The organism is Lutibacter oricola (genome assembly GCF_900106565.1).
GTDB lineage: Bacteria > Bacteroidota > Bacteroidia > Flavobacteriales > Flavobacteriaceae > Lutibacter > Lutibacter oricola.
This window is the reverse complement of record NZ_FNNJ01000003.1, coordinates 209,336-226,197: the sequence shown is the minus strand read 5'-3', so window position 1 is coordinate 226,197 and position 16,862 is coordinate 209,336. Positions and strand designations below refer to the sequence as shown.

At 29.2% G+C, this 16,862-nt stretch carries 20 protein-coding genes; 14 read left to right on the top strand and 6 right to left on the bottom strand.

All coding sequences use genetic code 11. The annotated features are described in order from the left end of the window. The first annotated feature begins 7 nt into the window (after positions 1-7). The gene (pyrE, locus tag BLU40_RS08735; protein WP_090122454.1) at positions 8-649 is read left to right on the top strand and encodes an orotate phosphoribosyltransferase; all 642 of its coding nucleotides are present in this window, start codon (positions 8-10) and stop codon (positions 647-649) included. Between the two features lie 16 nt (positions 650-665). Next, a complete protein-coding gene (locus tag BLU40_RS08730; protein WP_090122452.1) occupies positions 666-1,055 on the top strand; it encodes an orotate phosphoribosyltransferase in 390 nt (129 codons plus the stop codon). Between the two features lie 14 nt (positions 1,056-1,069). On the opposite strand, the gene BLU40_RS08725 is transcribed toward BLU40_RS08730, so the two are convergent. Continuing rightward, positions 1,070-1,807 (bottom strand): biotin--[acetyl-CoA-carboxylase] ligase, encoded by a 738-nt coding sequence (locus BLU40_RS08725; RefSeq protein ID WP_090122450.1) that lies wholly within the window; start codon positions 1,805-1,807, stop codon positions 1,070-1,072. An 86-nt stretch (positions 1,808-1,893) separates the two neighbouring features. Between BLU40_RS08725 and rsfS the strand changes: the two genes are divergently transcribed. The 7 genes from rsfS (at position 1,894) to BLU40_RS08690 (ending at position 7,315) form a co-directional block, all read left to right on the top strand. Next, positions 1,894-2,265, top strand: a complete 372-nt coding sequence (gene rsfS, locus BLU40_RS08720; RefSeq protein WP_090122446.1) for a ribosome silencing factor — start codon at positions 1,894-1,896, stop codon at positions 2,263-2,265. A gap of 34 nt (positions 2,266-2,299) precedes the next feature. Continuing rightward, positions 2,300-4,273 (top strand): ATP-dependent zinc metalloprotease FtsH, encoded by a 1,974-nt coding sequence (gene ftsH, locus BLU40_RS08715; RefSeq protein WP_090122442.1) that lies wholly within the window; start codon positions 2,300-2,302, stop codon positions 4,271-4,273. Positions 4,274-4,340: 67 nt separating this feature from the next. Next, the gene (locus BLU40_RS08710; RefSeq protein ID WP_090122439.1) at positions 4,341-4,928 is read left to right on the top strand and encodes an LUD domain-containing protein; all 588 of its coding nucleotides are present in this window, start codon (positions 4,341-4,343) and stop codon (positions 4,926-4,928) included. 3 nt (positions 4,929-4,931) lie between these two features. Next, positions 4,932-5,747, top strand: a complete 816-nt coding sequence (locus BLU40_RS08705; protein WP_090122437.1) for a phosphatidate cytidylyltransferase — start codon at positions 4,932-4,934, stop codon at positions 5,745-5,747. Positions 5,748-5,749: 2 nt separating this feature from the next. Further along, positions 5,750-6,400 carry a phosphatidylserine decarboxylase family protein gene (locus BLU40_RS08700; RefSeq protein ID WP_090122435.1) on the top strand — a complete coding sequence of 217 codons (651 nt, stop codon included), beginning with the start codon at positions 5,750-5,752 and terminating at the stop codon, positions 6,398-6,400. 1 nt (position 6,401) lies between these two features. Continuing rightward, positions 6,402-6,683: an acyl-CoA-binding protein gene (locus BLU40_RS08695; RefSeq protein ID WP_245729918.1), complete on the top strand. Its 282-nt coding sequence runs from the start codon at positions 6,402-6,404 to the stop codon at positions 6,681-6,683. A 17-nt stretch (positions 6,684-6,700) separates the two neighbouring features. Beyond that, on the top strand, positions 6,701-7,315 hold the full coding sequence (locus BLU40_RS08690; RefSeq protein WP_090122432.1) for a YceI family protein: 615 nt from the start codon (positions 6,701-6,703) through the stop codon (positions 7,313-7,315). Positions 7,316-7,363: 48 nt separating this feature from the next. Here the strand turns inward: BLU40_RS08690 and BLU40_RS08685 are convergent, their stop codons facing one another. The 5 genes from BLU40_RS08685 to BLU40_RS08665 all read right to left on the bottom strand — a co-directional run bounded on the left by BLU40_RS08685 (position 7,364) and on the right by BLU40_RS08665 (position 13,583). After that, positions 7,364-9,334 carry a DUF349 domain-containing protein gene (locus BLU40_RS08685; RefSeq protein WP_090122430.1) on the bottom strand — a complete coding sequence of 657 codons (1,971 nt, stop codon included), beginning with the start codon at positions 9,332-9,334 and terminating at the stop codon, positions 7,364-7,366. 117 nt (positions 9,335-9,451) lie between these two features. Then, entirely contained in the window at positions 9,452-10,201 is a 750-nt protein-coding gene (locus BLU40_RS08680) for a shikimate dehydrogenase family protein (protein ID WP_090122429.1), read from the bottom strand. Next, positions 10,191-11,216, bottom strand: coding sequence for a DUF368 domain-containing protein (locus BLU40_RS08675; RefSeq protein ID WP_090122427.1), 1,026 nt, complete (start codon positions 11,214-11,216; stop codon positions 10,191-10,193). The genes BLU40_RS08680 and BLU40_RS08675 overlap by 11 nt, the downstream gene beginning before the upstream one ends. Positions 11,217-11,224: 8 nt before the next feature. Continuing rightward, the gene (locus BLU40_RS08670) at positions 11,225-12,154 is read right to left on the bottom strand and encodes a polyprenyl-phosphate transporter (protein WP_090122426.1); all 930 of its coding nucleotides are present in this window, start codon (positions 12,152-12,154) and stop codon (positions 11,225-11,227) included. Between the two features lie 31 nt (positions 12,155-12,185). Further along, complete coding sequence (locus tag BLU40_RS08665) at positions 12,186-13,583, bottom strand: tetratricopeptide repeat protein (protein WP_175454762.1); 1,398 nt, start codon at positions 13,581-13,583, stop codon at positions 12,186-12,188. A gap of 134 nt (positions 13,584-13,717) precedes the next feature. On the opposite strand from BLU40_RS08665, the gene pyrR reads away from it, so the two are divergent. Genes pyrR through BLU40_RS08640 form a run of 5 tightly spaced genes read left to right on the top strand, consistent with a single transcriptional unit; the run spans position 13,718 to position 16,816 of the window. Beyond that, positions 13,718-14,257, top strand: coding sequence for a bifunctional pyr operon transcriptional regulator/uracil phosphoribosyltransferase PyrR (gene pyrR / locus BLU40_RS08660; protein ID WP_090122718.1), 540 nt, complete (start codon positions 13,718-13,720; stop codon positions 14,255-14,257). 4 nt (positions 14,258-14,261) lie between these two features. Continuing rightward, positions 14,262-15,194 (top strand): aspartate carbamoyltransferase catalytic subunit, encoded by a 933-nt coding sequence (locus BLU40_RS08655; RefSeq protein ID WP_090122424.1) that lies wholly within the window; start codon positions 14,262-14,264, stop codon positions 15,192-15,194. A 3-nt stretch (positions 15,195-15,197) separates the two neighbouring features. Continuing rightward, positions 15,198-15,530: a hypothetical protein gene (locus tag BLU40_RS08650; RefSeq protein WP_090122420.1), complete on the top strand. Its 333-nt coding sequence runs from the start codon at positions 15,198-15,200 to the stop codon at positions 15,528-15,530. 15 nt (positions 15,531-15,545) lie between these two features. After that, on the top strand, positions 15,546-15,905 hold the full coding sequence (locus BLU40_RS08645) for a T9SS type A sorting domain-containing protein (protein WP_090122416.1): 360 nt from the start codon (positions 15,546-15,548) through the stop codon (positions 15,903-15,905). A 2-nt stretch (positions 15,906-15,907) separates the two neighbouring features. Next, a complete protein-coding gene (locus tag BLU40_RS08640; protein ID WP_090122414.1) occupies positions 15,908-16,816 on the top strand; it encodes a ribonuclease Z in 909 nt (302 codons plus the stop codon). Positions 16,817-16,862 lie beyond the last annotated feature (46 nt).

Below are 16,862 nucleotides of genomic sequence, written 5' to 3'. Positions count from 1 at the left end.
TTGCATTATGATTTTAAACAAAAATGTGGCTAAAACAACGGCTGAACTTTTATTGCAGATTAAAGCTATAAAATTACAACCAAACGAACCTTTTACTTGGGCTTCAGGATGGAAATCTCCAATTTATTGTGATAATAGAACCACCCTTTCGTTTCCAAAAATACGAAATTATTTGCGAGAAAACTTAGCAAATATTATTGAAGAAGAATATGGTAAACCAGATGTAATTGCAGGGGTAGCTACAGGAGCTATTGCTATTGGAGTTTTAGTAGCTCAGCATTTAAATGTTCCTTTTGTATATGTAAGACCTGAACCTAAAAAACACGGTAGAAAAAACCAGGTTGAAGGCTTACTAGAAAAAAACAAAAATGTTGTAGTTGTTGAAGATTTAATTAGCACTGGAAAAAGTAGCTTAAATGCGGTTAAAGCTTTAAAAGAAGAAGGAGCCAACGTTAAAGGTATGGTTGCTATTTTCTCTTATGGTTTTGAGTTAGCTGATGAAAACTTTAAAGAAGCCAACGTAAAACTTAATACTTTAAGTGATTATAACCATTTATTAGAATTGGCTTTAGACAATAAATATATTTCTGAAAAAGAATTAGACACTCTAAAAAATTGGCGTAAAAACCCAAGCGTTTGGAATCAATAACACCTAAAAAATTATGATGAATTTAGAAAGTAAAAAAACAGTTATAAATAAGTCTCAAAAAGAGTTTTTTGAGTTTTTAACTGACCTTAATAATTTTGAAAAAATAATGCCAGAAAACACCGATAAGTTCGAAGTTGATGGTGACTCGTTTCTATTTAGCTTAAAAGGTATGCCAGAAATTAGACTTGTTGTTAAAGAAAAACAAGAGTTTGATAAAATAATTTTAGGTGCTGCAAGTAGTAAATTAAACTTTACATTAACCGCAAATATTATTGAAGTAACTGAAAGTAGTTGTGAAGCTCAATTATTATTTGAAGGAGACTTTAACCCTATGATGGCAATGATGGTAAAAAAACCGCTTCAAAACTTTATAAATACTTTATCTAGCAACGCTGAGAATTTATAGTTTTAAAAACTTAATTAAATACTTGCAAGTTTTATCTCTTTTAGATTGAATTTGCGAGTATTTTCATTTTCAAGCTCAATTATTAACCTTCCGTCTACCTCAACCCCTATAATTTTACCCATAAATTGGGATCCACAAGACTCTTCAAATAACGCTGGTGTATTTAGTTTAAATAAATTAGCATAATAAATTTCGGTTAACTGTTTAAACTTAGCTTCATTTACCAATTGTAAATAATACTTTAATTTATTTATTAAGTTTACCAATATATCATCTGTTTTATATTCATTTCCACTTAAAAGCTTCATTGAACTAACTTTTCCAATATTTGTTGGGAAAATTTCTTGATTTACATTTAAACCAATTCCAATAATAGAATGCTTCACATTAACTCCTTTTAAGCTATTTTCAATTAAAATACCGCATACCTTTTGTTTATCTGCCAAAATGTCGTTAGGCCATTTTATAAATAATGAATTATTAACAAAACCTTTTAATACTTCTACTACAGCAATAGCAACTGCCATACTTACATAAAACTGATGATTAACTGAAAGCGCTTCAAAATTAACTAACATACTGAATGTTAGGTTTTTATTTTTCTCAGAAACCCAATTTGTACCCATTTGACCTCTACCGGCAGTTTGCTGTCTAGCTACCGCTACAGTAAAGTTTTCTAGCTCATTATCATCCGCCAACCTTTTCAAGTATAAATTGGTAGAATCAATGGCATTAAGTTTGATTATATTCATTAAAATATTGAAATTTCAACAAAGTTACTCAAAACATTATTTATTCTAAAAAAATAATAACTTTGTAACTAATAAAAAAATAATTAATGACAGAAAGAAAAGTAAGTGCCGACGAGTTAATTGCGGCTGTAATAAAAGCACTTGACGAAATAAAAAGTGAAGATATTCAAATATTAGACTTAAGAGAAATTGAAAATACAGTTTGTGATTACTTTATAGTATGTACTGGTACTTCTAACACACATGTAAATGCCATTTCTGGTATTGTACAAAAGCAAGTTAGTAAAATTGTTAAAGAAAAACCTTGGCATGTTGAAGGTGAAGGTCCTGCTGAATGGATTCTTCTAGATTATGTAAATGTTGTTGTTCACGTATTTCAAAAACACATTCGCGAATTTTACGACATTGAAAGTCTATGGGGAGATGCAAAAATTACTACTATTGCATCAAGCAATTAAAAAAATTCATAACTAAGAAATAAGAAAACTTTAAATGGGTCAGGATAAAAAAAATAATTCAAGTAAAAACATAAAAACACCTAAGTTCAATTTTTATTGGATTTATGGTATTGTTATCGCGTTATTTATTGGATACCAATTTTTCAATAGCGAAAGCATGTCGTCTAGAAATTTAAGCCAAAATGAGTTTAAAACTATTCTAAGTGACAATGATATAGATAAAATTGTTATTGTAAATAGAGATGTAGCTGATATTTATATAAAAAGTGATGCTTCAGAAAAAGAGAAACACAAAAAAAATAAAGGCTCTCTATACTCTGCTAATACACCAATGTATTACTATGATTTTGGTGATTTACAAAACTTTGAAAAAGAACTTGAAGAAAGTAAAACTGCAAACAGCTTAGATTTTGATACAGCCAATGTTGAAAAAACAAACATATTAGAGCAAATTTTTGTTTACTTACCTTTTATATTTTTAATTGGTTTGTGGATTTATTTTATGAGACGTATGTCTGGAGGTGGCTCTGGAGGTGGCGGAGGCCAAATATTTAATATTGGAAAATCTAAAGCTAAATTATTTGACCAAGATCAAAAAGTAAAAACAAGCTTTAAAGATGTTGCTGGTTTAGAAGGTGCTAAAGAAGAAGTACAAGAAATTGTAGACTTTTTAAAAAGCCCAGAAAAATATACATCTTTAGGTGGTAAAATACCAAAAGGAGCCTTATTAGTAGGTCCTCCTGGAACTGGTAAAACATTATTAGCTAAAGCAGTAGCTGGTGAAGCTGAAGTACCATTCTTCTCTTTATCTGGATCAGATTTTGTTGAAATGTTTGTTGGAGTTGGAGCTTCTAGAGTTCGTGACTTATTTAAACAAGCACAGCAAAAATCTCCTTCAATTATTTTTATTGATGAAATTGATGCAATTGGTAGAGCGCGTGGAAAAAACAATATGACAGGCGGTAATGACGAACGCGAAAACACTTTAAACCAGTTATTAACAGAAATGGATGGTTTTGGTACTGATACTAATGTTATTGTATTAGCAGCAACAAATCGCGCAGATGTTTTAGATAAAGCTTTAATGAGAGCTGGTCGTTTTGACAGACAAATTTATGTTGATTTACCTGATTTAAAAGAACGTGAAGAAATTTTTCAAGTTCATTTAAAACCTCTAAAATTAGATAAAGGTTTAGATGTTGAATTTTTAGCACAACAAACTCCAGGTTTTTCTGGGGCAGATATTGCTAACTTATGTAACGAAGCTGCTTTAATTGCTGCTCGTAGTAGTAAAAAATCTGTTGAACATCAAGATTTTTTAGATGCTGTGGATAGAATTGTTGGAGGATTAGAAAAGAAAAATAAAATAATATCTCCAAAAGAAAAGAAAACTATTGCTTTTCACGAAGCTGGACACGCAACTGCAAGCTGGATGTTAGAACACGCCGCTCCTTTGGTTAAGGTTACAATTGTACCAAGAGGGCAAAGTTTAGGTGCCGCTTGGTATTTACCTGAAGAACGTCAAATAGTTCAAGCAGAACAAATGTTAGACGAAATGTGTGCTACATTAGCTGGTAGAGCTGCTGAAAAATTAATATTTAACAAAATTTCAACTGGAGCCCTAAACGACCTTGAAAAAGTAATGCGTCAAGCTAGAGCTATGGTTACTATTTATGGTTTAAACGATAAAATTGGTAACTTAACATATTACGATTCTACAGGGCAACAAGATTATAACTTTACAAAACCTTATAGCGAACAAACAGCTCAAGTTATTGATAAAGAAATATCTAATATTGTTGAAGAACAATACCAAAGAGCAATTGACATACTTAATACCAATAAAGAGAAGTTAATTACATTAGCCGAACACTTATTGGAAAAAGAAGTTATTTTCAAAAAAGATTTAGAAACCATATTTGGAAAAAGGCCTTTTGAAATTGAAGCTGAACCTGCAAAAGAGGATGAAAAAATTGAAAAAGAGCAAAAAGAAGAAGGAAATATTTAAAATTCATTAAAAACAACTGAATAAATTCATAACTTTTATTTAATTTTGAATTTATTCAAAACTGATAATGAATTTTTTTAAAAATCTTTTTAACTCTCCTAAACCAAAGGAAAAGAAGGAAACTTCTATAGATTTTAAAAACTTACCACTTGATCAAATTTTTGTAGAAAAATTTATTGACAAGAATGGTAAGTTTTTGTATTGTACAAGCTTACAAGAAGTAACGGTTAATTTAGAAAACATAGCTAAAGAAAACTCTTGGAATTCAATAGTTTGTACAGATAACGACTTAGTAAAGCTAGTAAAAGCATTAAATATAAATATTACAGATAATTTTGACGATTCTACTCCTGTTTTTGTTGGGTGCGAACACTTAATAGCCGAAAATGGCAGTATTTTATTCTCTTCAAATCAACTTAAAGAGCATAAAATTTCCAATCTTTCTGAAAACTTTATTGTTTATGCAACAACTAGCCAACTAGTTAAATCTAAAGGCGAAAGTTTAACAGGTATAAAATCTAGATATCAAGGAAATATACCTAGTAACATAAGTGCTATAAAAGATTACAATCCAGGTAGTAAAAGCGAAGATTTTATGAATTATGGTAACACTAATTCTAAAAACTTATATTTGCTGCTATTTGAAGATTTATAATTTATGAAAAAACTATTAAAACGTGCTCTTTCGGGGTTGGTTTTTGTGTGTGTATTAATCTTTTCGATACTATACAGCAAAATAACCTTTATCGCTTTGTTTTATGTATTAATGCTATTTTGCTTGTTCGAGTTTAAACGAATGATTAAATTAAATAGTGTTTTTCCATATGTTATAGGTTCCTTATTATTTGTATTCGGTAATATATTAAATGTTGAAGATGTTCCTTCAAAATTAATATTTGAATACGTTGGAGTTGCACTTTTTTTAACAATTTTTATATCTTTTGCGTCTATTCTATTTGCAAAAAAAGAAGAAGTTATTAGCCACTTAGGAAAAATATTTTTAACCATAATATATATAGTTGTACCATTTACGTTAATGGTACAAATACCATTTTTAAATTCTACATTTAATTATGTAAACACAACAATTTTAGGTGTTTTTATACTTATTTGGGTTAATGATACTTTTGCCTATTTAACAGGAAACCTTATTGGAAAAAACAAATTACTAGAACGTATATCACCAAATAAAACTATTGAAGGCTTTATAGGTGGAATGTTATTTACGTTTATTGTAAGCTATTTTCTTGCACAACACTTTGAAACTTTAAGTTTAGTAATGTGGATAGTAATAGCTGGTATTGTTAGTATTTTTGGTGTATTAGGAGATTTAATAGAATCTATGTTTAAACGTCAAGCAGGCGTAAAAGACAGTAGTAGTTTAATTCCTGGCCATGGTGGTTTTTTAGATAGGTTTGACAGTGTTATATTCGCTGCACCATTTATTTTTATTTATTTACAAATTGTACAATAATTATGTTTCATAAAGAAGGTTATAAAATTATAATAGCTTCTACTTTATTGGTAGGACTAGGATTTATATTATTAGAAAATTTTGTTTCTATAAATTGGCTTAATAAATTATTAGCTGCTGTACTGCTTGTATTTTATGTTATTATTCTTCAATTTTTTAGAAACCCAAAAAGAAATACTCCTATAAATGACAACCATATAATTGCTCCTGTAGATGGAAAAGTTGTTGTTATTGAAGAAGTAATGGAAAACGAATACTTTAAAGATAAAAGATTACAAGTTTCAATTTTTATGTCTCCTTTAAATGTGCATGTAACCAGATATGCAACAAGTGGAGAAGTAAAATTTAGCAAATATCATCCAGGTAAATATTTAGTAGCCTGGCATCCAAAGGCTTCAGAAGAAAACGAAAGAACAACAATTGTTGTTAAAAATAACGTTTTTGGTGAAGTATTGTATCGTCAAATTGCTGGAGCATTAGCAAAACGAATTGTTAATTATGCAGAACCAAAAATGCAAGTTATACAAGGTGAAGATGCTGGTTTTATAAAATTTGGTTCGAGAGTAGATTTATTTTTACCTTTGAATGCTAAAATTAATGTTAAATTAGACGACAAGGTTAAAGGAGGAGAACAAGTAATTGCTTCTTTATAAAATGACAGAATGCTGTATGGGAATTGATATTGATAAAGAATTTGACAGAGCTTACAAGGTTTCTTCAACTACAGATATAAAACTACCTCCTGATATTATGTTGCAGTTTTACGCGTATTATAAGCAAGCAACTAAAGGAAATCATCACGGTTTTCATAGACCATCAGGCAATGTTGAATTGAGAAATGCTTTTAAACTAAACGCTTGGATTCAATTAGGAAATTTAACCGAGGAAGAAGCTAAAATTGAGTATATTAAGCTTGTTAAGCAATATTTAGAATAAACTACAAACTATAACTAATGAAAAAATTACAATTAATTGCTATACTATTGGTGCTAACAATAGTATCGACATCGTGTAAAAGTGAATCTAAAAAAATAGATTCAACTAAAGAAAAAAGCTATATTGTTGAAGCTAAAACAACTTCAATAAACTGGACAGCTTACAAAACTACAAGCAAAACACCTGTAAAAGGTCAATTCACAAAATTAAATGTGTTAAACGCAAAAAAAGCTAACAATTCTATTGATGCTTTAAATGGAATTAAATTTAGTATTCCTGTTAGTAGTCTTTTTACTAAAGATTCTATTAGAGATGGTAAACTAAAAAAATTCTTTTTTGGTGTTATGGATAATACAGAATTACTTTCTGGAACTATACATATGAATAACGAAACTTCTGGAACAGTAGATTTAACTATGAATGGAATATCTCAAGTATTACCTATTACATATGTTGTAAGCGATCAAATGGTAACCATAGAGGCTTTAATGGATTTAGACAACTGGAAAGCTCAACCTGCAATAGAATCGTTAAACAAAGTTTGTGAAGATTTACATAAAGGAGACGATGGTATTTCTAAAACTTGGAGTGAAGTTAAAATTGATATAGCCACCTATTTAAAATATGAATAAAAAAAAAGCCAGCTAAATTAGCTGGCTTTTTTTTTATTCATATTCAGTTTAGTACTCTAATTTTCTTAAGTAACTTAACTTTGTTTTCCAAATAGCTAGTGTTTCTTTATGACCTTCTATTTGTACTCTTACATTTTTAACTAAAGGATTGTCTTCTGTAACATTAGAAAGAAAACCAATATTGTTTTCTAATTGTTGAATTTCTTTAACAGATTCATCAATTTTCTTTCTAACAAACATTGCTTCAGAATCTAGTTTTCTAAAGTTTTTTTGCTCTAAATAACCGTTTACTAAGTTTTCGAACTTAACCATTTCAACAGTTTCTTTATCCATTGAGTTCGATTCTGCAATTTTATCAATTAGCTTGTTAAACTTTCCTTCTATATGTCTCATATCATAAGGAACTTTACCTAACGCTTTCCAGTCATTTACATACCCTTTTAAAGTATCTATAGTAAACTCTACTTTACCTTCAACTTCCTTTTTTATTGTAGCAATAAGTTCTTTTTTCTTATTATAAACTTCAATTTCAATTTTATTTCCTTCATCTTGCTTGTCATGAAGTCTATCAAAATAATGATTACAAGCATCTTTAAACTCTTTCCAAAGTTTATCAGAATATTTTCTAGGTACGTGTCCAATTTTTTTCCAATCAGACTGAATTTTCTTCATTATATCCGTTGCCATATCCCAATCTTCGCTATCTTTAACAGCGTTGGCTTGTTCGATAAGAGCTTTCTTTTTGTTTAAATTGTCTAAATAGTCTTTTTTTACATCTTTAAAAAACTTGTTTTTAGCACTATTAAACTTTTTAGTTGCGTTTTTAAACTTATTCCAAATTTCATCGCTTTTTGCTCTTGGTACTTGGCCAATTGCAAAAAATTGTTCTCTTAAAGCTTCTATTTGAGAAATACTTTTTTGCCAATCTGCTCTAGATTTGTTTCTTGTAGTATCTAACGCATCAATTTTTGCAACAACTTCTAACTTTTTATCTATGTTTTCTTCAAACTTAGATTTTAAACCTCTATAAAATTCGTGTCTTTTATCGTGCACTTTTTTAGTTGCATCGCTAAATTTTTTCCAAATTGCCTCCCTATTTTCACGAGAAACGGGCCCAACATCTTCTTTCCATAGCTTATGAAGAACTTGAAGTTCTTTAAACGCTTCATTTATATCTACTAACTTATCTAGAGCTTCAGCTCTTTCAACAAGTTTTATTTTTTCTTCTAAATTATGTTTAAAATCCAGATCTCTTAAGTCATTACTAATATGTAAAAGATCATAAAATCTTTCTACATGATGGTGATACGTTTTCCAAGCATCGTTATATTTAGCTTTTGGTATAGGACCAATTGCTCTCCACCTATCTTGTAAAACTTTAAAACTATTATACATATTACCACCATGAGCGGTATCTACTAAATGTTTTAACTCTTCAATAATTTCTAACTTATTTTTTAAGTTTTCATTTAATTGCTTTTCTTGACTAGCAAAAAACTCGTTTCTTTTTATTTTAAAGTCATATAATATACTGTTGTACGAAGTTTTTACTGGATTTTTATATTGAAAATCAATAATATTACCACCTTCAGCTAAAAACTTTTCTTTTTCAGCTTTTAACAGTGCACCAAACTTAACATTAAATGTATTTTTTATCTTATTTACATTATTGTTAATACTTTGTACTGGCTTATCTTTAATTAGCGTAGTTAATTCTTCAACTAATTCTTCTAAAGAAAAAGAACTATAATCCACCATTTCTACATTATCGTGCGCTGTTTGCTCTGAAGATTCAGCAATTTTATCTTCTATTTCAATAATTGCTTTGTCTTCTGTTGAAGTTTCTTTTTCTTCAACCAAATCATTAAATTCAACTGTATCAGTAGCTTCAACCTCTTTTACAGGTTCTTCGTTACTAATTTCAGCATTTTCTTTAATTACAGGCGCTGTTTTATCAGGTGTTGGAAGTGTCGAATCATTTGTTTCTTCTAAAGGCACTTCATTTGTTTCATCTAACATATTAAAATGTTTAAGGTTCAATTAATTATATTGTTGTTTTGCTAGTAAATATATGCAATAACTATGTAAATATTAGATACATTTTACAATAATAAGTTGCGTACACCACTAAGCTTTTTATAAATTCCAAATTTCCCAAGATTTCTCAGCTTGGAGTTCTAACATTTCTAAACCATTTTTTATGGTTGCTCCTCTTTTTTCTCCTTCAGCTAAAAATTTAGTTTTTTCAGGGTTGTAAATTAAATCGAATAATAAATGCTTATCTGTTATATATTCGAACGGAATGTTTGGTGCTTCAGTTACATTTGGGTGTGTCCCTAAAGGCGTACAGTTTACTATTACTGTATATTCTTCCATAATTTCTTTATTTAAAATTGAATAAAGAAAATTGTTGTCTGAAATTCTTCTAGAGACAAATTTACATTCAATCCCTTTATTTTTTAGGGCAAATAAAACAGCTTTAGATGCTCCACCAGTTCCAAGGATTAAGGCTTTTTTATGATGATTTTTTAATAAAGGTTCTATGGCTTTTTGAAAACCATAATAATCTGTATTATAGCCAACCATTTTATTATCTTCTGTAAATTTTATTGTGTTTACAGCTCCTATTTCTTTAGCATCTGCATCAATCTCACTCATATACCTCATTACAGATTCTTTATAAGGTATAGTAACGTTAATACCACCAAACTCATCTTCTTTTTGATATGTTATAAATGGAAATTCTTCAATTTCGGGTAAATCGAAATTCACATACTTCAGATTAGTTAATCCTAACTTTTCAAATTTCTCAGTAAAATATTTTCTTGAGAATGAATAGGAAATATCTTTCCCTAATAACCCAAATTTTGTTCTATTATTTTTCATTTATAAATTCTTTTTGGTCTTCACCATATTTATCAACTAATAAAATTATACCTACACCTACTAAAACAAAAAGTACGGCTATCCAAGTTTCTGAAATTGACAAATCTGGAAAATATCTTGTATAATTTTCTATTACTTTATTTCCTTTAGCATCTAACAAATTGATACCATCTTGCATTTTATAAACCTCTCTTTTCCAAGGCCAAACTATACCTAAGGATCCTGCTATAAAACCAATTATTACAGCTGTAACAATTTGATGCCAACGTTTTAATACAAAACCTAATATATGCGATGTAATTACCAAACCGAAAGCAGAACCAGCAGTAAAAGTTGCAATTACTTTAAGATACTGTACTCTTTCTGCATTATTTTGAAAACTAAAATCTCCTGTTACAACTTCTGTAATAGTTTTAAACAATTCTGCAACAGAATCTACTAAAAGAAGTACGTAATTACCCATTAATATTAATATAAATGAGCCTGACAAGCCAGGCAACGTCATACCAGAAACACCAATTATTCCGCAAACAAAAACAAACCAAAGGTTATCATTTTCTTTTGCCGGATTCATAAAACTTATAGCAATACCTATTATGGCTCCAATTAAAATTGATATAATATTTTTTGTACGCCAATCATTAAATTCTTTTGAAATATAGTAGATCGACCCTAAAATCATTCCAAAAAAGGTACTCCATACATAGAGTTCATAATGCGTCAATAAATAATCTAAAACTAATGAAACACTAAAATAACTAAAAGTACTACCAGCAAAAACAAGTAACAAAAACGGAGCATTTACATAATAATAAAAACTTTTAAACCTTCCGTTTAACAATAATAAAACAGCCTTGTAATTTATTTTTTGAAATGAATAAATCATTTCTTCATAAAATCCAAGTACAAAAGAAACCGTACCTCCAGAAACTCCAGGAACCTTATTTGCAGCTCCCATAGCCAATCCCTTCACAAAAAGGAAAAATTTATCTAGAAAAGTTCTTTCTCTTGCCATTACTAATTTTACTTATTCGATACGTTTGCTATTTTTTCTAATGCTAAAATTACTAGTACCCCAAGTACAGCTATACTTATAGCATATACCAACTGAGGATCTCCTTCAAAAGAAAATGGCGACACACTTTGTTCATTAAAAGCGACTTTTTCTCCGTGAGAATTTGTTCTCCAAGTTAGGGTTTCTTTCCAAGGCCATATTTTATTTAATGAACCTAAAATAAAACCAGTTAATATGGCTAATGTTAAATTTTTATAATGACTAAATAACCATTTTAAAATTTTAGAAAATGTAAGTAACCCAACTACTGCTCCAGCACCTAAAATTGCAATTGTTTTAAAGTCTCTATCATGTATTGCTTCTAAAACAGGCTTATATGCACCTAATAAAACTAAAATAAAGGATCCTGAAATACCGGGTAAAATCATTGCACAAATTGCAATTGCTCCTGCCAAAAACATAAATAGTGGTGATGAATTTTCAGAAATCATTGGTTCTAAAGTTGTAATATAATATGCAACTAATGCCCCAGCAATTAAAAAAACAAAGGTCAACACATTCCACTTAGTAATTTGTTTACCTATATATAAAATACTTGCCAACACCAATCCAAAAAAGAAAGACCAAACCATTATTGGTTTATTTTCTAATAGCCACGATATTATTTTAGCTAAAGAAACTACACTTATAAAAATTCCTATTAATAATGATGCTAAAAAATTTCCATTTACAGCATTCCATACAGCTCGTATTCCTCCTGTTTTAAATTGCTTTAAAGTTTTTAAATTTACAGAACTTATTGAAGTAAGTAATTCTTCGTAAATACCAGATATAAAAGCAATTGTACCTCCTGAAACACCTGGAACTACATCCGCAGCTCCCATAGCCATTCCTTTTAAAGAAATTATTAAATAATGAATAAATTTTCTTTTTCCCATTTGTTTTAGTTTAAAAACAAATGTAATATTTTTATAGAGAAGATTCTTTGAATTCTTTTATAATCTGTTGCACATCATCTAACAAATAAACAGCATTGAATTGCTCCTTAATAATTGAGATTAATTTATAATTTATAGTTATTGCATGTATTAAATGCAATTTACCTTTATGAGTATTTTCAAATATAAAATATATACTACTTAATCGATATTCTATTTCGGCAAAATCCGTAAAATAAGTTTTGGCTTCCAACAATGTCTTTAAGGCTTCTTCAAACTTACCTACGTAACAAAGAACATCTGCAAGACCTACCCAAACTTCAAGACTTAAATCTTTATTTTTAATACACTCCTTAAACCCTTTTATGGCTTCTTCGAATAATTCTAATTTTAAATTTATTTGAGCAAACTTTCTCCAGTACAATGCATTTTGCTCATCAATTTCTATGGCCTTATTAATAGTATATAATGCTTTTGTATACTTTTTTTCAATTAATAGAATATTTGTAATTGCAATCCACGCTTTATCTAAAAGCGGATCTTCATGAACAGCTTTTTTATAATAATTTATTGCTAAAATATTATTATTTAATTTCTCGTAACACTCTCCTATTCTTAAAAAAGCAAAAGAAGTTGGATCGTCTAACTCAATGGTAGCTTTATAATTTTCAATAGCATCTTCATATCGTTTTAATTGCTCTAATGTTTTAGCTTTTTCTAAAAAACCGCCAACAAAATGCTCATCAATTAGTACTGAGTAATCAAAAGCCTTTAATGCTTCTTCGTATTTTTCTAATACAAAATATTGTCGCCCTAATTGATGCCAAGCAACTTCGCTATACGGATCTTTATTTATATAGTTGTTTAAATATTCAGCAGCTTCGGTATGCTTGCCTTCCATATCAAAACAATAAATTACATTGTATAAAGATGAATAATCTTCAAAATCTACTTCAAGGCACTTTGCAAAACTTAATCTTGCATCGTCAAAATTATCTAAAAACAGAAATTCCATTCCAATCATAGACAAAATATCTGCTTTTTCATCCGTAAAACTAAGTGCAATTTTTAAAGTATCAATAGCCTCTTTATGCTTATCTTTTTTTGAAAAAATTGTGGCTTGTTGAATGTAAACCTCTTCATTTGTAGGTTCTATTGCATGCACCTCTTTTAACAGTACAGACGCCTTGTCTAGTTCTCCATCAAAAATCATAACCTCAGCTTTAAGCAATCTAAGTATCACCGAATTAGGGTGCTGCTTTAAACCTAATTTTATCGCTTTTTTAGCTAGCGAATTTTTACCCGAATCTATGTAATAATGTATAATTTCTTCAAACTCAACAGAGTCGAAAAAATACACGTTATTGGTTTTCAACATGGATTCGAATTTAGCAAGCGATATGTTATTTTCTCTTGGCGTTAATGACATATAAGGGTAAATATTTCAACTTCAATAAAAGTACATCAACTCATTTGTAATTTTCTAATAACTTCTAAATCTTTTTAACAAATTAATTAACAAAATGCTTTATATTTGTTTTCCAAACAATGTTTGGTACAACAATGAGTAAAAAAACACTACTTAACTCTAAAGAAATTGAAATTATATTGCACAGGTTAGCCTGTCAATTAATTGAAAATCACAACAATTTTGAAAATACAGTTTTAATTGGGCTGCAACCAAGAGGTATTTATTTAGCTGAACGCTTAATAACTATTTTAAAAGAAGAGTATGCTATAAACAATTTAAAATTGGGAAAATTAGACATCACTTTTTATAGAGATGATTTTCGAAGAAGGGACGAACCTTTATCTGCTAATTCAACAGACATTAATTTTATTGTTGAAGATAAAAACGTGGTTTTTATTGATGATGTTTTATATTCTGGAAGAAGTATTAGAGCTGCACTAACAGCTTTACAATCTTACGGAAGACCTTCTAATGTTGAGCTTCTAGTTTTAATAGATAGAAGGTTTAGCAGACATTTACCTATTCAACCTACATATAAAGGAAGACAAGTAGATGTAATAAACGAAGAAAGAGTAACCGTGCATTGGAAAGAAAATGAAGGTGAAGATGCTGTATATATTTTAAACGATTAAGAAAATGAGTCAATTAAGCGTAGAACATTTATTAGGTATAAAGCACTTAAATAGAGCGGATATTGAGTTAATTTTTAAAACTGCCGATCATTTTAAGGAAGTTATTAACCGACCAATTAAAAAAGTACCATCTCTAAGAGATATTACTATTGCTAATTTATTTTTTGAAAATAGTACCCGTACAAAACTCTCTTTTGAATTGGCCGAAAAAAGATTATCTGCCGATGTTATCAACTTTTCAGCAAGCCAATCTTCAGTAAAAAAAGGAGAAACTTTAATAGATACAGCTAATAATATATTATCTATGAAAGTTGATTTAATTGTTATGAGACATCCAAACGTTGGAGCTTGCGATTTTTTATCTAAACATGTAGATGCCAAAATTGTAAATGCTGGAGATGGAACTCATGAACATCCTACACAAGCTTTATTAGACTCCTACTCTATTAGAGAAAAATTAGGTAGTGTAGAAGGTAAAAACGTAGTAATTGTCGGAGATATTTTACACTCTCGTGTAGCACTATCTAACATTTACGCTTTAAAATTACAAGGAGCAAACGTAAAAGTTTGCGGCCCAAAAACATTAATACCAAAATATATTGAAAGCTTAGGTGTTGATGTCGAATACGACATTAAGAAAGCTTTACAATGGTGCGATGTTGCCAACGTTTTAAGAGTTCAAAACGAACGAATGGCAATTAATTATTTTCCTTCAACAAGAGAATACTCTCAACTTTTTGGAATAAACAAAGAATTACTAGACTCTCTTGGCAAGGAAATTGTTATAATGCATCCAGGGCCAATAAACCGTGGTGTAGAATTAACTAGTGATGTTGCCGATGCTGACCAAGCCATTATTTTAAACCAAGTTGAAAATGGAGTTGCAGTTAGGATGGCAGTTATTTATTTACTGGCTCAACAAATAGAACACAAATAACATATGAATATTTCAAAAAAAGAAAAATATACAATTATTACGCCTAAAAGTAACTCGGTAAATGAGTTTTACACACAACTAGAAGGCAAGTTAAATTCATTAAAAGAAGAACATCTAATAATTGATTTTTCAGAAAACCTTAACATTAAAATTGAAGAAATAGCTTTATTTTTGAAATTAAGTGAAGTTCACAAACAAAATGGCACAAGTTTTGTGCTTATATATGACAACTTGGATATTGATGATTTACCAGAAGAATTAATAGTAGTACCAACTATTACCGAAGCTGAAGACACTATTGATATGGAAGCGATAGAAAGAGATTTAGGATTTTAAAATAGACGTTTATTGATGAAAAAATTACTTTTACTAATTACACTTATTATTTCAACTCATTTGTTTGCCCAACAAACTAGTGATAATAATATTTTGGTGGATAAGCAAAAAGTAACAAGTTCTATTACAATAATAACAACCTACCCTAACCCTTTTAATGTTAGAACAAATATTAGTTTTAAATCTACAAAACAACAAACTGTAGTATTTACTATTCAAAATTTACTTGGAAAAACTGTGTTTGTTGAAAAAATTTCTGCTAGAAAAGGAAAAAACATATTTACCTACACTAGAAACAATTTAACCAAAGGCATGTACTTGTACTCTTTAAAAACTGGTAATGAAATTGTTTCAAAAAGAATGGTTATTAAATAAGCATGAAACTTACAATATTAGGTTGTCACTCTGCTACGCCTAGAGTAAACGCCCACCCAACTTCTCAATTTTTAGAAATAAAAAATCATAACTTTTTAATAGATTGTGGTGAAGGAACTCAGGTACAATTAAGAAAATATCACGTTAAATTTTCTAAAATAAAACACATATTTATCTCTCATTTACATGGTGACCATTTTTTTGGCTTAGTAGGGTTAATTTCTACTTTTAGATTATTAAATAGAGAAACTGAATTACACGTTTATGGACCAAAAGGGATAAAAGAAGTTATTACGCTACAATTAAAGTTGTCAAATTCTTGGACTAATTACCCATTAATTTTTCACGAACTAACTTCTAAAAAAAGTGAATTAATATTTGAAGACACTAAAGTTGAAGTTCATACAATACCACTAGACCATAGAGTTTATACAAATGGTTTTCTTTTTAAAGAAAAACTTGGAGAACGAAAATTAAACATGGGACCTATTCAAGAATATCCAGAAATTGATGTATGCGATTATCAAAATTTAAAAAATGGAAGAGATTACGTTTTAGAAAATGGAAATGTTATTAAAAACAGTGAATTAACACTAGACCCGCCTGCTCCAAAAAGTTATTCTTATTGTAGTGATACTTCATATTTCCCTGAAATTGTTGATGTAATTATGAATTCTACTTGTTTATACCACGAGTCTACTTTTTTAAATGACAAAGAGGATTTGGCTTTAAAAACTAAACACTCAACAGCTTTACAAGCTGCAAAAATAGCCAAACAAGCAAATGTAAAACAGCTTATTATTGGACATTATAGTGGACGCTATAAAAACACAGAAGATTTTAAAACTGAGGCTAAAACAACTTTCAACAACACTTTACTTGCAGATACCGGTAAGACATTCGACATCTAAACATTTATCTTACAACTAGTTAACATGTCAAAACTGAAACGCTAAG

What these genes read in the sequence shown, in the direction of transcription:
- BLU40_RS08655 (WP_090122424.1), top strand. Translation starts at nt 14,262, where the DNA reads ATGAGTCAATTAAGCGTAGAACATTTATTAGGTATAAAGCACTTAAAT.
- BLU40_RS08645 (WP_090122416.1), top strand. Translation starts at nt 15,546, where the DNA reads ATGAAAAAATTACTTTTACTAATTACACTTATTATTTCAACTCATTTG.
- BLU40_RS08725 (WP_090122450.1), bottom strand. Translation starts at nt 1,807, where the DNA reads ATGAATATAATCAAACTTAATGCCATTGATTCTACCAATTTATACTTG.
- BLU40_RS08680 (WP_090122429.1), bottom strand. Translation starts at nt 10,201, where the DNA reads ATGAAAAATAATAGAACAAAATTTGGGTTATTAGGGAAAGATATTTCC.
- pyrR (WP_090122718.1), top strand. Translation starts at nt 13,718, where the DNA reads ATGAGTAAAAAAACACTACTTAACTCTAAAGAAATTGAAATTATATTG.
- BLU40_RS08665 (WP_175454762.1), bottom strand. Translation starts at nt 13,583, where the DNA reads ATGTCATTAACGCCAAGAGAAAATAACATATCGCTTGCTAAATTCGAA.
- BLU40_RS08640 (WP_090122414.1), top strand. Translation starts at nt 15,908, where the DNA reads ATGAAACTTACAATATTAGGTTGTCACTCTGCTACGCCTAGAGTAAAC.
- BLU40_RS08685 (WP_090122430.1), bottom strand. Translation starts at nt 9,334, where the DNA reads ATGTTAGATGAAACAAATGAAGTGCCTTTAGAAGAAACAAATGATTCG.
- ftsH (WP_090122442.1), top strand. Translation starts at nt 2,300, where the DNA reads ATGGGTCAGGATAAAAAAAATAATTCAAGTAAAAACATAAAAACACCT.
- BLU40_RS08700 (WP_090122435.1), top strand. Translation starts at nt 5,750, where the DNA reads ATGTTTCATAAAGAAGGTTATAAAATTATAATAGCTTCTACTTTATTG.
- BLU40_RS08695 (WP_245729918.1), top strand. Translation starts at nt 6,402, where the DNA reads ATGACAGAATGCTGTATGGGAATTGATATTGATAAAGAATTTGACAGA.
- BLU40_RS08675 (WP_090122427.1), bottom strand. Translation starts at nt 11,216, where the DNA reads ATGGCAAGAGAAAGAACTTTTCTAGATAAATTTTTCCTTTTTGTGAAG.
- BLU40_RS08730 (WP_090122452.1), top strand. Translation starts at nt 666, where the DNA reads ATGAATTTAGAAAGTAAAAAAACAGTTATAAATAAGTCTCAAAAAGAG.
- BLU40_RS08650 (WP_090122420.1), top strand. Translation starts at nt 15,198, where the DNA reads ATGAATATTTCAAAAAAAGAAAAATATACAATTATTACGCCTAAAAGT.
- pyrE (WP_090122454.1), top strand. Translation starts at nt 8, where the DNA reads ATGATTTTAAACAAAAATGTGGCTAAAACAACGGCTGAACTTTTATTG.
- BLU40_RS08670 (WP_090122426.1), bottom strand. Translation starts at nt 12,154, where the DNA reads ATGGGAAAAAGAAAATTTATTCATTATTTAATAATTTCTTTAAAAGGA.
- rsfS (WP_090122446.1), top strand. Translation starts at nt 1,894, where the DNA reads ATGACAGAAAGAAAAGTAAGTGCCGACGAGTTAATTGCGGCTGTAATA.
- BLU40_RS08690 (WP_090122432.1), top strand. Translation starts at nt 6,701, where the DNA reads ATGAAAAAATTACAATTAATTGCTATACTATTGGTGCTAACAATAGTA.
- BLU40_RS08710 (WP_090122439.1), top strand. Translation starts at nt 4,341, where the DNA reads ATGAATTTTTTTAAAAATCTTTTTAACTCTCCTAAACCAAAGGAAAAG.
- BLU40_RS08705 (WP_090122437.1), top strand. Translation starts at nt 4,932, where the DNA reads ATGAAAAAACTATTAAAACGTGCTCTTTCGGGGTTGGTTTTTGTGTGT.